Here is a 17,436-nt window from a genome sequence, read left to right as displayed (position 1 = left end):
GTGTGGGTGGTCGGGGCGCGCGGGGTTCACAGCTCCCGGTCGATCAGCTCGAACATCTCGTCGTCGGAGACCGTGTCGAGCGCTTCGAGATCCGGTGCGCCGTTCAGCTTCGTCAGCAGGGTGGTGAGGCGTCGGGTGATCCGGCCGCGCGCCTCGTCGTCGAGGGCGAGCGTGGTCAGGGAGGACTCGATCCGGCCGAGTTCGCCGAGCAGCGGTCCCACGGGGTCCTTGGGGGGAGCCGGGGTGCCGTCGAGCCGTTCCAGGAGGTGTCCGGCGAGGGCGGACGACTCCGGGTGGTCGAAGACGAGTGCGGCGGGCAGCTTGAGTCCGGTGGCCGCCGCGAGCCGGTTGCGCAGTTCCACGGCGGTCAGCGAGTCGAAGCCCAGTTCCTTGAACGACGTGTCCGGGCGGATCGCGTCGTGGTCGGCGTGCCCGAGCACCCCGGCGGCGTGGGACCGGACGAGGTCCAGGAGCAGCCGGTGCCGTCCGGCGGGCGGCAGGGCGGCGAGCCGGTCGGCGAACCCGTCCACGGCGGCGGTGCCCGTCGCGGCGGTGCGCCTGGCGGTGACGGCCTTCGTGGCGAGGGCGCGCAGGAGAGGGGGCGGCGGTGCGGCGACGGCGCGTACGTCGAGGTCGACGGCGATGACGTGCGGTCGCTCCTGCGCGCGGGCGGCGTCGAGGAGGGCCAGGCCGTGTTCGGTGGTGAGCGGGGTGAAGCCGGTGCGTTTCATGCGGGCGAGGTCGGTGTCGTTCAGGTGACCGGTCATGCCGCTGGCGGTCCGCCACAGCCCCCAGCCGATGGAGAGGCCGGGGAGCCCTTCGGCCCGGCGGTGTTGCATCAGGGCGTCGCAATAGGCGTTGGCCGCAGCGTAGTTGGCCTGACCGGGACTGCCGAGGGTGGCGGCGGCCGAGGAGAACACCACGAACAGGTCGAGCCCCAAGTCCCGTGTCGCCTCGTGGAGATGACGCGCGCCGGCCGCCTTGACGGCCCACACCTTCGCCAGACTCTCCGGCGTCTGAGCAGTCACGACGGCATCGTCCAGGACACCGGCGGCATGAACGACGCCGGTCAACCCCTCAATGCACGCGACAAGTTCGGCCACGGCATCCGCATCGGTGACATCCACGGCCGCGAACGACACATCGGCGTCCAGCCCCTCCACGACACCCTCGCCACCCCCGCTCCGACTCGCCAGCACCAATCGCCGCACACCCCACTCCCGTACGAGGTGTTCGGCAACGGCCGTACCCAGTACGCCTGTTCCGCCGGTGATCAGGACCGTGCCGTCCGGGTCGAGGGCGGGAGGGATGTCGAGCACCAGCTTCCCGGTGTGCTGCGCCTGGCTCATGAACCGGAACGCCTCACGGGCCCGCCCCACAGGCCAGGACCGTACGGGCAGGGGAGTCAGCGCACCGGAGGCGAACAACTCCCCCAGTTCCGCCAGCATCTCCCCGATCCGCACGGGCCCGGCATCGGGCACGAGATCGAAGGCCCGGTACGGGACTCCCCCGTACTCGGCGGCGACGCGCCCGGCATCCCGCTTGTCGGTCTTCCCCATGTCCACCATCCGCCCGCGCCCGGCGAGCAGTCGCAGGGACGCGTCGGTGAACTCCCCGGCCAGGCTGTTGAGCACGAGGTCCACGCGCCCCCGGAACTTCTCCGCGAACCCAAGATCCCGCGAGGAGGCCCGGTGCGCCTCGTCGATCCCCAACTCCGCCAGCACGGCGTGTTTGGCGGGGCTCGCGGTCGCGTACACCTCGGCGCCCAGATGCCGGGCGATCTGCACGGCGGCCATCCCGACCCCACCGGTCCCGGCGTGCACGAGCAACGACTCCCCCGCACCCAGCCCGCCCAGCTCCACGAGTCCGTACCAGGCCGTCAGGAACACGACGGGTACGGCGGCGGCCTCCCGCAGGCTCATCCCCTCCGGAACCGGGACGATCATCCGGGCATCCGCGACCACCAGGGTCCCGAACGCGCCCTCGAACAGGCCCATCACCCGGTCGCCGGCCTTCAGATGCGCGACACCGGGCCCGACCTCCGTCACCCGGCCGGCGCCCTCGCTCCCGCCGAACGTGCCCTCGTCGGGGTACATGCCCAAGGCGATGAGCACGTCACGGAAGTTCACGCCGGCTGCCTGTACGGAGATCCGCACCTGCCCGGGAGCCAGCGGGGCGAGGGCTTCCGGGGCCTCGGTCATCGCCAGGGCGTCCAAGGTGGCGGGGCCTGTGGTGGTGAGGCGCCAGGCGGAGGTGTCGGGCGGCGGGAGGAGGTCGTCGGGAGGTGTCACGGGCGTCAGCCTGGGGACGTACAACGCGCCGTCCCTCAAGGCGAGTTGGGGTTCACCGCCGGGCAGCCGGGGCAGTTCGCCGCCGTCCGTGTCCAGCAGGGCGAGACGGCCCGGGTGCTCTGTCTGGGCGCTGCGGACCAGGCCCCATACGGCGGCTGCCGAAGGGTCCACGTCGCCGCCGTCGACGGCCACCGCGCCCCGGGTCACGACCGTCAGACGGGACTCCTCGGAGGAGTCGAGGAACTCCTGCACTTCGGCCAACACCTTTGCCACGGACGGCAGTTCCTCACCGTCCACGGCCAACACGAGGGTCTCCTCGCCCTCGTCGTGCGGTGCCGTGAGCGGGGTCCACTCGACGGCATAGAGCCCCTCGACGCCGGCCGCCAACTGGCCGGGGGCGACCGCGCGCAGGGTCAGCGCGTCCGTGGTGAGGACGGGGGCGCCGGTGCTGTCGGTGATGGTGACTCCGACGGTCTCGCCGCGAGGGGTCAGTCGTACGCGGACGCTGGTCGCGCCGGTCGCGCTCAGGGTCACGCCGGTCCAGGCGAACGGGAGCCACAGGCGGCCGTTTCCGGGTGGGTCGAGGAGCATCAAGGGGTGCAGGGCGGCGTCCAGCAGGGCGGGGTGGATGCCGAAACCGTCGTGGGGGCCCGCCTGTTCGGGGAGGGTGATCTCCGCGAACAGGTCGGGGCCGTGTCGCCACAGCTTTCGCAAGCCCTGGAAGGCCGGGCCGTAGGTGTAGCCGGTCTGCGCGGCGCGCGGGTAGAAGTCCTCGACGTCGACGGGGTCGGCGTCGACAGGGGGCCATTCGGGGGCCAACTCGGCGGCCGGTACAGGGGGTTCGGGGCTCGCCACGCCGGTGGCATGGCACACCCACGCGGTGTCGCGTCGCGCGTACACACGGACCTCGCGTCGGCCCTCGTCGTCCGCCGCGCCCACGGTTATCTGGAGCTGGGTGGTTCCCGAATCGGGGAACGGGAGTGGTGCCGTCAGCGTGACCTCGTCCAGGGTGGGGCAGCCCGCTTCGTCGGCGGCCCTGAGCAGCCACTCGATCAGAGCGGAGCCGGGGACCAGGGGGGTCGCGGCGACGACGTGTTCGGCCAGCCAGGGGGAGGTTTCGTGGGTGAGGCGGCCGGTGAGCAAGTAGGCGTCGGAGGCGGGGAGTTCGGTGGTGGCGGTGAGGTGGGGGTGGTCGAGGGGGGTCATGCCCAGGTCGGTGGCGTCGGTGGGGGTGGTGGGGGGTGCTAGCCAGTAGTGGTGGTGTTGGAAGGGGTAGGTGGGGAGGTCGATGGTGTGGGGCGGGGTGGGGAACCAGCGGTGCCAGTTGATGTCGGCGCCTGCGGTGAAGGCCTGGGCTGCGGCGAGGGTGAGTTGTTTCGTACCCCCGTGGTCGCGGCGGAGGGTCGGGACGACGGTCCCGGTGTCGATGGTCTCCTCCATGGGGAGGACGAGGACGGGGTGGGGACTGGCCTCGATGAACAGGCGGTAGCCGTCGGCCTGGAGAGCTGCGATGGTCTCGGCGAAACGGACTTGTTCACGGAGGTTGGTGACCCAGTACTCGGTGTCGAGGGCAGTTGTGTCGATGCGGCCAGCGGTGACGGTCGAGTAGAAGGCGACGTCGGACACCGCACTCGGCCGGACGTCGGAGAGCCGTCGGGTCAACTCCTCGCGGAGTTCGTCTATTTGAGCATTATGAGAGGCGTAGCCCACGTCGATGAGGCGTGCCCTCAGTCCGCGCGCCTCAGCCTCGGACACCACCGCAGCCACCTCGGCGGGCGGCCCTGAAATCACTGTGGAGGAGGCGCTGTTGACGACGGCGACGGACACGCCGGGCCGATGATCGCCGATCAGCGCACGCACCTCGTCCGGGCCGGTGCCGATCGAGGCCATGTCTCCCCGGCCCTGGAGCTGCCGGAGTGCGTCACTGCGGACGGCGACGATCCGCGCCGCGTCCTGGAGCGACAGTGCTCCCGCAACGCAGGCTGCTGCTATCTCACCCTGTGAATGCCCAATCACTGCGGCGGGCACAACGCCATAACCCTCCCAGATGGCGGCGAGGGAAACCATCACCGCCCACAACACCGGCTGAACCACATCAACACGGTCCAACTCCCTGCCGCCCCGCAGCACTTCAGTCAGCGACCAGTCCACATGAGGCGCAAGGGCCTGCTCGCACTCCGCGATCCGATCTGCGAACACCGGCGACTCGTCGAGGAGTTGGGCCCCCATCCCCACCCACTGCGACCCCTGACCCGGGAACACCAGCACCGGCCCGGGCCCAATGTCCCCGGCCACCCCCGACACCACGTCTCCATCCACAATCACGGCCCGGTGCTCGAACACCGACCGCGTCGCAACCAGCGACCACCCCACCTCGACCGCCGAAGCCTCCAACTCCCGCACCCGCCGCACCTGTTCCTCCAACGCCCCCGAACTCCGCGCCGACACCACCCACGGCACCACCTCAGGCTCCTCAACAGAAGCCCCCTCCTCACCCCCCGGCGCCTCCTCAAGAATCAGATGCGCATTAGTCCCCGAAATCCCGAACGACGACACCCCGGCCCGCCGAACCCGCTCCCCCCGAGGCCACCCCACCGCCTCGGAAAGCAACCGCACCCCACCCCCGTCCCACTCCACATGCCCCGAAGGCACCTCGGCATGGAGGCTGACGGGAAGCACCTCATGCCGCAGCGCCATCACCATCTTGATCACCCCGGCCACCCCCGCCGCCGCCTGCGTGTGCCCGATGTTCGACTTCACCGACCCGAGCCACAACGGCCGCTCCACAGCCCGCCCCTGCCCATAGACGGCAAGCAACGCCCCCGCCTCGATGGGATCGCCGAGGACGGTCCCCGTACCGTGCGCCTCCACCGCGTCCACATCCGCCGCCCGCTGCCCCGCCCCGGCGAGCGCCGCCCGGATCACCCGCTCCTGCGACGGCCCGTTGGGTGCGGTGAGCCCGTTCGAGGCGCCGTCCTGGTTCACGGCGGACCCCCGCAGCAGCGCCAGCACCTTGTGTCCGCGACGCCGCGCGTCGGAGAGCCGCTCCAGGACGACCAATCCGGCCCCCTCGCCCCAGCCGGTGCCGTCGGCGGCGGCCGAGAACGGCTTGCACCGACCGTCGGGCGCCAGCCCCCGCTGCCGGGAGAACTCCACGAACGTGTTCGGCGTGGCCATCACGGTCACGCCCCCCGCGAGCGCCAGCTCGCACTCCCCCTGCCGAAGTGCCTGTGCCGCCAGGTGGATCGCGACCGACGACGACGAGCAGGCGGTGTCGACGGTGATCGCGGGCCCTTCGAGCCCGAAGGTGTAGGCAACCCGTCCGGAGGCCACACTCGGTGTGCTCCCGGTCATGATCCGCCCCTCGAACCCCTCGGGTTTGCGCGCGAGGAACCGTGAGCCGTAGTCGTCGTACATGATCCCGGTGATCACCCCGCACGACGTTCCGCGCAGGGTCGCCGGGTCGATCCCGGCGTCCTCGAAGGCGTGCCAGGCGGTCTCCAGGAGGAGCCGTTGCTGAGGGTCCATCGCCAGCGCCTCGCGGGGGCTGATGCCGAAGAACTCGGCGTCGAACTCGCCCGCGTCATAGAGGAATCCGCCCTCCCGGGTGTAGCTGTGGCCGACCTGGTCGGGGTCGGGGTCGAAGAGTTCGGCGGTGTTCCAGCCCCGGTTCTCGGGGAAGGGCCCGATGGCGTCACCCCCGTCGCGCACCAGGCGCCAGAGGTCCTCGGGGGAGGTGACCCCGCCGGGGTAGCGGCAGGCCATGCCGACGATCGCGATGGGGTCGTCGTCCGTGGCCGCCCGTACGGTCGTGGCCTCGATCGCCTTTGCCGCACCCGCACCCGCACCCGGGAGTTGGGCGCGCAGGTGGTTCACCAGTGCCTTGGCGGTGGGGTGGTCGAAGACGAGGGTCGCGGGGAGCCGGATGCCGGTCGCGGTGGACAGCCGGTTGCGCAGTTCCAGCGAGGTCAGCGAGTCGAAGCCCAACTCGTGGAAGGCGCGGTCCAGTTCGATGGCGCCGGGCGTGGGGTGCGCGAGCACGATCGCGACCTGTTCACGGACCAGTTCGGTCAGCGCGCGTTCCCGGTCGGTGTCCGGCAGCGCGGCCACGTGTGCGGCCCAGGTGGTCTCCTCCTCGCGGGTCACCGGGGCCGGGCGGGGTGTGCGGACGAGGCCGCGCAGGACGGGCGACATCATGTCGTCGCGCAGGACCGCCCGGTCGAACCGGGAGGCGAGCACGGCGGGCCGGGCGGCGGTCAGTGCCGCGTCGAAGAGTCCGAGCGCCTGCTCGTCGGTCAGCGCGGCGACACCCGTACGGCGGATGCGCGCGCGGTCGGTGTCGTCGAGCCGTGCGGCCATCCCGCCGGCTGCGGACTCCCACAGCCCCCACGCGATGGAGGTCGCGGCGAGGCCCTCGGCGCGGCGGTGTTCGGCGAGGGCGTCGAGGAACGCGTTGGCGGTGGCGTAGTTGGCCTGTCCTGCGGCCCCGAGGACGGATCCGGCGGAGGAGAACAGCACGAACGCCGCGAGGTCCATGTCCTGGGTGAGGCGGTGGAGTTGCCAGGCCGCGTCGGCCTTCGGGGTGAGGACGGCGTCGAGTTGGTCCGGGGTCATCGCCGTGACGAGGCTGTCGTCGACGATCCCGGCCAGGTGGACGACGGCGGTCAGCGCGCGGGAGCCGACGAGTTCGGCGAGCGCTTCGGGGTCGGTGACGTCGCAGGCCACCGCCTCCACCTCGACGCCCAACTCCGCGAGGTCGTCGCGGAGTTCGGCGACGCCTTCCGCGTCAGGACCCCGGCGGCCGGCGAGGAGCAGGTGGCGGGCTCCGTGCGCGGCGGCGAGATGGCGGGCGACCGTCTGCCCGAGCCCTCCGGTGCCGCCGGTGATCAGGACGGCGCGCTCGGGGTCCAACTCCGGTGCGGTCGCCTCGGATTGACCGACGGCGGCGAGTCGTGGCACCAGGGCCGTTCCGTCGCGCAGGGCGAGCTGTGTCTCGTTGCGGGCCGTGGCGGCGGCGAGTGCGGCGGACTGTGCCGCACGCGATGCGGGGTCCTGGTCCGTGTCCAGCAGCAGGATACGGCCGGGCTGTTCGGCCTGCGCGGCGCGGACCAGGCCCCACAGGGGGGCGGTGGCCAGGTCGGGCGGCGGGTCGTCCGGGCGGGCGGTCACCGCGCCCTCGGTGACGACGACGAGTCGCGCCTCGGTGTCGGTGGCGAGCCAGTCGGACACCAGGCGCAGGGCTTGGTGGGCGTGGGTCCGCGCCTGCGCCGGGTCGTCCCCGGCGGGGAAGGCGGCGAACACGAAGTCGCTCTCGGCCTCCGATGCCTCGCCGGAGAAGGAGAAGGGGAGTTGCTGCCACTCCAGGTGGTGCAGGGGAATGCTCGTACGCCAGTGGCCGGTGGCGATCCGGCGCAGGCGGAGTGTGTCGATGGTGGCGACCGGGGCGCCGTCGGTGTCGGTGAGGTCGAGGCGGAGCCGGTCGTCGGCCAGGGCGGTGAGGTGGGCGCGGAGCGTGGTCGCGCCGGTCGTGTACTGGCGGACGCCGGTGAAGGAGAACGGCAGGCGGACCTGCCGGTCGTCGTGCGGGTAGAGGGTGTCCACGGCGTGCAGCGCGGCGTCGAGCAGGACGGGGTGGAGGGTGAACCCGTCGGCTGGCTCGGTGAGGTGGACGTCGGCGTACAGGTCGTCGCCGTGTCGCCAGGCGGCTCGGACGGCTCGGAAGGCGGGGCCGTAGGCGTAGCCCTGTTCGTCGAGGCGGGTGTACAGGGCGTCGACGTCGACGGGGGTGGCGTCGGTGGGTGGCCAGGTCGTGGGGGTCGGCGGGTGGGTGTCGGTGCTCGCCGTGAGGGTTCCGGTGGCGTGGCGGTGCCACTCGTCGTCGGTGCGGGCGTGGACGGCCAGGGTGCGGCGGCCGGTGGAGTCCGGTGCGGCGAGGGTGAGTTGGAGGCTGACGGTGCCGTTGTCGTCGAGGAGCAGCGGGGTTTCGAGGGTGAGGTCGTCGATGGTGTCGCACTGGGTGAACCGGGCTGCGGACAGGGCGAGTTCGAGGAAGGCGGTGCCGGGGAACGGGACGGCGCCGCCGATGGTGTGGTCCGCGAGCCAGGGGTGTGTGCGTGGGGAGAGGCGTCCGGCGAACAGGAGTCCGCCGTCGGCTTGTTGGACCGCGACCGGCAGGAGCGGGTGGCCGGTGTCGTCCAGGTCGACGGCGCTGGTGGGGGTGTGGGGGGCCGAGCGCCAGTAGCGGCGGCGCTGGAAGGGGTAGGTGGGCAGGTGGGGGTGGTCGGTGCCGGGCGGGACGAGGGGGGTGAAGTCGACGGGCTGGCCGTCGGTGTGGAGGGTGGCCAGGGCGCTGAGCAGGGTGCGTGTCTCGTCGTGTCCGGTGCGCAGGGCGGTGGTCACGACGGGTTCGGTGGACGGCAGGCAGTCCCGCACCATCGTGGTCAGGACCGGGTCCGGCCCCAGCTCCAGGTACCGGACCACTTTCTGGGCGTCGAGCGCGCGCACCCCGTCGAAGAACCGCACCGGCCGGCGGACGTGCCGTACCCAGTACTCGGGGTCGGCCAGCGTCTGCGCGTCGGCGAGGGCTCCGGTGAGGTTGGAGACGATGGGGAGGGTCGGCGGGTGGAAGGTCAACTCGCGGACGACGGCGCGGAATTCGTCCAGCATGGGGTCGAGGAGCGGTGAGTGGAAGGCGTGGCTCACGTTGAGGCGTTTGGTGCGCAGTCCGCGTGCGCGCAGGGTGTGTTCCAGCGTGGCCGCTTGGGTGGCGTCGCCGGAGATCACCACGGAGGTGGGTCCGTTGACCGCCGCGAGCGCGAGGCGGTCCGTGAGGAGGGGGAGTACGTCGGTCTCGGTGGCCTGGACGGCGAGCATGGCGCCGCCCGGTGGCAGGGCCTGCATGAGGCGTCCGCGTGCGGCGACGAGGGTGCAGGCGTCCGGCAGGTCGAGGACTCCGGCCGCGTGGGCGGCGGCGATCTCGCCCACCGAGTGTCCGGTGAGGTGGCTGGGGGTGACGCCGAAGGAGGTGACGAGCCGGTAGAGGGCCGTTTCGAGGGCGAACAGGGCTGTCTGGGTGGTGCCGGTCTCGTTCAGTGCGGCGGCTTCGGCGCTGTCGGGCGGGGCGAACAGGGTGCGCTTCAGGGCCGGGTCCAGGTGGGCGCAGACGTCGTCCAGGGCTTCGGCGAAGGCGGGGAAGGCGGCGTACAACTCCTGTCCCATGCCGGGGCGTTGGCTGCCCTGGCCGGTGAAGAGGAACGCGGTGGTGCCAGTGCGGGCCGCGCCCGGGGGGCGTACGAGGGCCGGGTGCGGACGGCCTTCGGCGAGGGCGGCGAGGGCTTGTGCGCGTTCCTCGCGGTCGGTGCCGAGCACCACGGCGCGGTGTTCGAAGAGGGTGCGGTGGGACAGGGTGGCGGCGACTGCCGCCGTGGGGTCGTCCAGGTGCGGGGCGAGTGCTCCGGCGTGGGCGCGCAGGGCGGGGACGGTGCGGGCGGACAGCAGCCATGGCAGGTCCGGGCGCCCCCCGGGGTCTCGCCGTACCGGTTCGTCCGCTGGTTCTTCTGGCGGTGCCTCCTCCAGGATCACGTGCGCGTTGGTCCCGGAGATCCCGAACGACGACACCCCGGCCCGCCGGGTGCGCTCCCCGCGCGGCCAGGGCACCGCCTCGGTGAGCAGCCGTACGTCTCCCGACGCCCAATCGGCTTGTGCGGTCGGGGAGTTCACGTGCAGGGTCGCCGGGAGGGTCTCGTGCCGCAGTCCGAGGACCATCTTGATGAGTCCAGCGGCCCCGGCGGCGCCCTGGGTGTGTCCCAGGTTGGACTTGACCGACCCGAGCCACAGCGGTTTCTCGTCGTGGCGTTCCTGTCCGTACGTGGCGAGCAGGGCGTCCGCCTCGATGGGGTCGCCGAGGCGGGTGCCGGTGCCGTGTGCCTCGACCGCGTCGATCTCGGCGGGTGAGAGGCGAGCCCCGGCCAGCGCTGCGCGGATCACGCGCTGCTGGGCGAGGCCGTTGGGCGCGGTGAGCCCATTGCTTGCGCCGTCCTGGTTGACGGCTGAACCCCGGATCACCGCGAGGATCGGGTGTCCGGCCCGGCGGGCGTCGGTGAGCCGCTCCAGTACGAGCAGGCCGGCGCCCTCGGAGAACGCGGTGCCGTCGGCGGCGTCCGCGAACGGCTTGCAGCGCCCGTCGGCGGCTAGGCCGCGCTGGCGGGAGAACTCGGTGAACACGTACGGCGTGGTCATCACCGTGACCCCGCCCGCGAGCGCGAGGTCGCACTCGCGCTGCCGCAGGGCGTGGGCCGCGAGGTGGACGGCGACGAGCGAGGAGGAGCAGGCCGTGTCGATGGTGACGGCCGGGCCCTCGAAGCCGAAGGTGTAGGCGAGGCGGCCGGACAGGACGCTGGGCGCGCTGCCGGTGACGAGGTGTCCCTCGGCCTCGGCGTCGAGGTGCGGGGTCCCGAAGCCGGGCAGGGCGGCACCCGCGTACACGCCGGTGCGGCTGCCATGCAGGGACCTCGGATCGAGGCCGGCGCGTTCCAGCGCCTCCCACGCGCACTCCAGGAGCAGGCGCTGCTGGGGGTCGAGGGCCTGTGCCTCGCGGGGGCTGATGCCGAAGAACTCGGGGTCGAACAGGTCGGCGTCGTGGACGAATCCGCCTTCGCGGGCGTACGTGGTGCCGGGGTGGTCGGGGTCGGGGTGGAAGAGGGCCGCGAGGTCCCAGCCCCGGTTCTCGGGGAACGGGCCGAGCGCGTGGCGGCCGGTGGCGACCAGGTCCCAGAGCGCTTCGGGGGTGCGGATCCCGCCGGGGTAGCGGCAGGCCATCTCGACGACGGCGATGGGTTCCTGGGCGCGTTCCTCCGCCTCGCGCAGCCGCTGCCGTGTGGTGTGCAGGTCGGCGGAGACGCGTTTGAGGTAGTCGACGAGTTTCTCCTCGCTCACCATGCGCACTCCCCGTGTTCGGTGGGCACCCGGCTCACACCCCGAGTTCGTTGTCGATGAAGTCCAGTACCTGCTGCGCCGTGGCCGTCTCCAGCCGGTCGACGCCGTCACCGTCGCCGGTGTCCAGGACCTTGGCGAGCAGCGCCTCCAGCCGCGCGGCGACCGCCGCCCGGTCCAGGCTCTGTACGACGGCTGCGGACAGGCCGTGTTCGACGCGGGCGACCTCGCGCAGCACCTGCGCCGTCGCGTCCCCCGCCGGTGCGGGCTCGGCGTCGGGGACGAGCCGTTCGGCCAGGTGGGCGGCGAGCGCGCGGGGCCGGGGATGGTCGAACACCAGGGCGGCGGGCAGCTTGAGCCCGGTCGCGGCGGCGAGCCGGTTGCGCAGCTCGACGGCCGTCAGCGAGTCGAACCCCAGCTCCTTGAACTGCGTGTCCACCCGTACCGCGTCCGCGTCGGCGTGCCCGAGCACTCCGGCCGCGTGCGCGCGCACCAGCCCGGTCATCAGGTCCACGCGTTCCTCGCCGGTCAGTGCGGCGAGCCTGACCGGCCAGTCCGCCACCGCGCCGGCCGAGGCGGCGACGGGCCGTGCGGCGGGCGCCGTCAACCCCCGCAGCACGGTGGGCACTTGACCGGCGTCCGGGGTGCGGACGTCCAGGTCGAGGGCGAGGAGATCGGGGCGTCCGTGCCGCCGCGCCGCGTCCAGCAGCGCGCATCCCCGGGCCGCGCCGGTCGGTTTGATCCCGTACCGGTCGATACGGGCCCGGTCGGCGGCGGACAGGGTCCCGGTCAGTCCGCTGGTGGCCTCCCACAGGCCCCACGCGACCGAGAGCCCCGCGAGCCCCTGGGCCCGGCGCGACACCGCCAGCGCGTCGCAATAGGCGTTGGCCGCCGCGTAGTTGGCCTGGCCGGGGGTGCCCAGCGTGGCGGCGAAGGAGGAGAACATCACGAACATTCCCAGCCTCTTCGCACGGGTCGCCTCGTGGAGTTGGCGCGCGGCACCGGCTTTGACGGCCCACACCCGGGCGAGCCGGTCGGGGTCCTGGGCATCGACGAGGGCGTTGTCGAGGACTCCGGCGGCGTGGACGACGCCGGTCAGCGGGTGGGCCGGGTCGATGCCAGCGATCAGCGAGGCCACGGCGCCGGGTTCGCTCACGTCGGCGGCGACAACGTCGACGTGGGCGCCCAAGTCCCGTAGCCGGGCCACGAGTTCGTCCGCCCTGCCGCGTCGGCCGACCAGCAGGAGCCGGGCCGTCTCCCCCGTACGCACCAGGTGTTCGGCCACGGCGCCGCCGAGGGTCCCGGTGCCGCCGGTGATGAGGACGGTCCCCCCGGGATCGACCGGTGCCGGTACGTCGAGCACCAGTTTCCCGGTGTGCTCGGCCCGGCTCATGAACCGCAGGGCGTCCCGTACCCGCCCCAACGGCCAGGCCCGCACGGGCAGCGCCCCGGAGGCGAACACCTCGCCGAGCCGCCCCAGCATCTCCCCGAGCTTCCCGGGCCCCGCGTCGGCGACCAGGTCGACCGCCGTGTACGCGACCCCGTCCGGCTCCCTGACATCGGTCTTCCCCAGCTCGACGAACCGCCCGCCCGCGCCCAGGAGTTGGAGAGAGGCGTCGATGAACTCGCCGGTGAGGCTGTTGAGTACGACGTCCACGCGCCCGAACTTCTCGGCGAAGGCGAGGTCCCGCGAGGAGGCACGGTGCGCCTCGTCGATCCCCAGCTCCTCCAGCACGGCGTGCTTGCCGGGGCCGGCGGTCGCGAACACCTCGGCGCCGAGCCGCCGCGCCACCCGGACGGCGGCCATCCCCACCCCGCCCGTCGCGGCATGGATCAACACCCGCTCACCGGCGCGGAGTTCGGCCACTTCGACCAGCCCGTACCAGGCCGTGAGGAACGCTGCGGGAGCCCCGGCGGCCTGCCGCATGTCCCACCCGTCCGGAACGGGAGCCACCATCCGCGCGTCGGCGACGGCCCACGGCCCGAACCCGCCCTCGACCATCCCCATGACCCGCTCCCCCACCACCGGCCACGTCACCCCGGGCCCGACCTCCGCCACCACCCCGGCAACCTCGGTCCCCATGACGGCGTCCGGGTCCGGATACATGCCCAACGCGATCAGCACGTCACGGAAGTTGACGCCCGCCGCATGCACGCCGATCCGCACCTGCCCCGCAGCGAGCGCCTCTTCCTCGCAGGCCACCGCCGACACCGCGTCGAAGGTCCCGGCCGCCCCGCTCACCACCCGCCAGACACGCGCACCGGAAGGCCCGGCCACCTCGTCCGACACCCCGGCCCGCGCCCACCGGGGCATCACCAACCGCCCTGCTCGCAGGGCCACTTGAGACTCGTCCACCGCGAGGGCCCGCCGCACGGCGTCCACGACGACGGCAGCCTCCTCCCCCTCCGTGTCGACGAGCACGAACCGCCCCGGATGCTCAGACTGCGCACTGCGCACGAGCCCCCACACAGCGGCACCCGCGAGATCGCCCTCAGCACCCCGCGTCACGACCACGAGCCGCGACCGCTCCAGCCCAGGGGCGGCCAGGAACTCCTGGACGGTCGACAACACGCCCTCGGTGACGGCGAGTTCGTCGGCGCCGCCCGTGTCGACGGTGGTCAGGACCAGGTCGGGCGGGGAGGCGTCCTGCGTCAGCTCCTCCAGCGCGGCCCAGGTGAGTCGATCGTCCACGGCCGTCACCGGCAGCGGATACCAGCGCAGTTCGTAGAGCCCGTCCGCCCCGACGGCAGCCCGGACCTGCTCGGCGCCGGTCGGCCGCAACCGCAACTCCGCCACGTCCAGCACCGGCCCACCCGCAGGATCGGTCACCGTCACCCGTACGGCGTCCTCGCGCAGGTGGACGATGCGTACGCGTACGGCGGTCGCTTCCGAAGCCCACAGGGACACACCGCTCCAGACGAACGGCAGCAGCACCCCGTCCCGGTCCCACCCGGCGAGCAGCGGATGCAGGGCGGCGTCCAGCAGCGCCGGATGAATGCCGAACCCTGCCGCCGGACCGGCCGGTCGGGGCAGTTCCACCTCCGCGACGAGATCCTCGCCGACCCGCCACACCCCGCGCAGCCCCTGGAAGGCGGGACCGTACGCGTACCCGGCGTCCGCGACGCGCTCGTAGAACCCGCTCAGGTCCACGGCCTCCGCACCTGCCGGTGGCCACTGCCCGGCGTCCCGCGCCGGAGGGGCGACCGCCTCACCCCCCACCTCCCCGACGGCGTGACACACCCAGACGTCTCCCTGCTCCGGGCGCGCGTACACGTGCACGTCCCGCCGCCCCCGCTCCCCCGCCGCCCCCACGACGACCTGCACCCGCACCCCGGCCTCCGCCAGCACCAGCGGCGCCTGCATCGTCAGCTCCTCCACCGCCGCGCACCCTGCCTCGTCGGCGGCCCGCAACACCCACTCCACGAACGCGGCACCCGGCACGAGGGGGGTCCCGGCGACGACGTGCCCCTTCAGCCCGTCGGCCCGGCCGTCCAGGACCACGCCTCCGTCGGCGAGGGTGACGGCGGTGGAGAGGTGGGGGTGTCCGGAGCTGGTGGCGTGGGTGCCTCGGGGGGCGGTGTCGGGGAGCCAGTAGCGGTGGCGTTGGAAGGGGTAGGTGGGGAGGTCGATGGGGTGGGGCGGGGTGGGGAACCAGTGGTGCCAGTTGATGTCGGCGCCTGCGGTGAAGGCCTGGGCTGCGGCGAGGGTGAGTTGTTTCGTACCCCCTTGATCGCGGCGCAGGGTGGGGACGACGATCCCGGCCTCGATGGTCTCCTCCATCGGGAGAACCAGGACCGGGTGGGGGCTGGCCTCGATGAACAGGCGGTAGCCGTCGGCCTGGAGAGCCTCCAGCGTCTCGGCGAAGCGGACCTGCTCACGGAGGTTGGTCACCCAGTACTCGGTGTCGAGGGCAGTTGTGTCGATACGGCCTGCGGTGACGGTCGAGTAGAACGCGACGTCGGACACCGCACTCGGGTGGACGTCGGAGAGCCGTCGGGTCAACTCCTCGCGGAGTTCGTCTATTTGAGCATTGTGAGAGGCGTAGCCGACGTCGATGAGGCGTGCCCTCAGTCCGCGCGCCTCAGCCTCGGACACCACCGCCGCTATGTCGCCGGGCGGCCCCGAAATCACCGTCGAGGAGGCGCTGTTGACGACGGCGACGGACACGCCCGGCCTGTCGCCGATCAGTTCGGCCGCCTGGTCGGTACCGACGCCGAGGGAGGCCATGTCACCCCGGCCCTGCAACTGCCGGAGCGCATCACTACGAACGGCCACGATCCTCGCCGCGTCCTGGAGCGACAGCACCCCCGCAACACAGGCCGCTGCTATCTCACCCTGTGAATGCCCAATCACTGCGGCAGGACGGACGCCGTAACCCTCCCAGACGGCGGCGAGAGAAACCATCACCGCCCACAGCACCGGCTGCACGACGTCGACACGGTCCAACTCCCTGCCACCCCGCAGCACTTCAGCCAACGACCACCCCACATGAGGCGCAAGAGCCTGCTCACACTCCGCGATCCGCGCCGCGAACACCGGTGATTCATCCAGGAGTTGCGCCCCCATCCCCACCCACTGCGACCCCTGCCCCGGAAACACCAGCACCGGCCCGGGCCCAATGTCCCCGGCCACACCCGACACCACGTCCCCACCCACGACCACCGCACGGTGCTCGAACACCGACCGCGTCGCAACCAACGACCACCCCACCTCCACCGCCGAAGCCTCCAACTCCCCCACCCGCCGCACCTGTTCCTCCAACGCCCCCGAACTCCGCGCCGACACCACCCACGGCACAACCTCAGGCTCCTCAACAGAAGCCCCCTCCTCACCTCCCGGCACCTCCTCAAGAATCAGATGCGCATTAGTCCCCGAAATCCCAAAGGAAGACACCCCCACCCTCCGAACCCGCCCACTCTCCGGCCACCCCCGAGGCTCGGTAACAACCTCCACCGCCCCCCACTCAACATGCGGACTCAACTCCTCCACATTCAACGTCGCAGGCAACACCCCATGCCGCAGAGCCATCACACTCTTGATGACCCCGGCAACCCCAGCAGTCGCATGCGTATGCCCGATGTTCGACTTCAACGACCCCACCAGAAGCGGCCGTTCCCGCCCACCACCCCCGTACGCCGCGATCAACGCCTGCGCCTCGATCGGATCCCCCAACCGCGTCCCCGTCCCATGCGCCTCGACCGCGTCGACCTCGTCGGCGGTCAGCCGCGCGTCGGCCAGCGCGGCGCGGATGACCCGCTCCTGGGCCGCGTCGTTGGGCGCGCTGAGCCCGTTCGAGGCGCCGTCCTGGTTCACGGCCGAACCCCGGATCACGGCAAGGACGTTGTGCCCGTTGCGCCGGGCGTCGGAGAGTCGTTCGAGAAGGATCAGACCGACCCCCTCGGAGAACCCGGTCCCGTCGGCGGCGGCGGCGAACGGCTTGCAGCGTCCGTCGGGCGCCAGCCCCCGCTGCCGGGAGAACTCGGTGAACATGAGCGGGCTCGACAGGACGAGGACGCCGCCCGCGACCGCGAGTTCGCATTCGCGTCGCCGCAGGGCCTGCCCGGCGAGGTGGACGGCGACGAGGGAGGCGGAGCAGGCGGTGTCGACGGTGATCGCGGGACCTTCGAGTCCGTAGGTGTAGGCGACCCGCCCGGAGATGACGCTGGTGAGGCTTCCCGTGGTGGCGTGTCCCTCGAACCCTTCGGGGATGCGGGCCAGTTGGGACATGTAGTCCTCACTGGAGACCCCGGCGTAGACGCCCGTGCGGCTTCCCTTGAGGGTGTGGGGATCGATGCCGGCGCGTTCGAACAGCTCCCACGAGGTCTCCAGCATCAGGCGCTGCTGGGGGTCCATCGCCAGGGCCTCGCGGGGGCTGATGCCGAAGAACTCGGCGTCGAAGTCGGTGGCGTGGTCGACGAAGCCGCCGTGGCGTACGTAGCTCGTGCCGTAGTGCGCGGGGTCGGGGTGGTAGAGGGTGTCCAGGTCCCAGCCCCGGTCGGTGGGGAAGTCCTCGATGGCGTCCTTTCCGGCGGCGACGAGGTCCCAGAGTTCCTCCGGCGAGCAGACGCCGCCCGGGAAGCGGCAGGCCATGCCGACGATCGCGATCGGTTCCCGATCCCTTTCCTGATGGTCCGTCAACTGCTGCCGTGTGTCCTGGAGTTCGGTCGTCACTCGGCGCAGGTACTCGACCAGTTGCTCTTCGCTCGCCATGGA

2 protein-coding genes are annotated in these 17,436 nt (G+C 72.3%); both read right to left on the bottom strand.

Annotated elements, in window-relative coordinates:
• Nucleotides 1–26: 26 nt before the first annotated feature.
• Nucleotides 27–11,228 (bottom strand): type I polyketide synthase, encoded by an 11,202-nt coding sequence (locus J8M50_RS23015; protein ID WP_010356044.1) that lies wholly within the window; start codon nucleotides 11,226–11,228, stop codon nucleotides 27–29.
• A 31-nt stretch (nucleotides 11,229–11,259) separates the two neighbouring features.
• Complete coding sequence (locus tag J8M50_RS23010) at nucleotides 11,260–17,433, bottom strand: type I polyketide synthase (protein ID WP_010356045.1); 6,174 nt, start codon at nucleotides 17,431–17,433, stop codon at nucleotides 11,260–11,262.
• Between the last annotated feature and the right edge of the window lie 3 nt (nucleotides 17,434–17,436).

It is taken from the genome of Streptomyces acidiscabies (assembly GCF_020010905.1).
GTDB classification, from domain to species: Bacteria; Actinomycetota; Actinomycetes; order Streptomycetales; family Streptomycetaceae; genus Streptomyces; species Streptomyces acidiscabies.
The sequence above is the reverse complement of the archived record's forward strand: the minus strand, read 5'-3'. Positions and strand labels throughout refer to the sequence as shown.

Bases quoted from the DNA above. Each gene is read 5' to 3' on its own strand.
- J8M50_RS23010 (WP_010356045.1), bottom strand. From the start codon at position 17,433: ATGGCGAGCGAAGAGCAACTGGTCGAGTACCTGCGCCGAGTGACGACC.
- J8M50_RS23015 (WP_010356044.1), bottom strand. From the start codon at position 11,228: ATGGTGAGCGAGGAGAAACTCGTCGACTACCTCAAACGCGTCTCCGCC.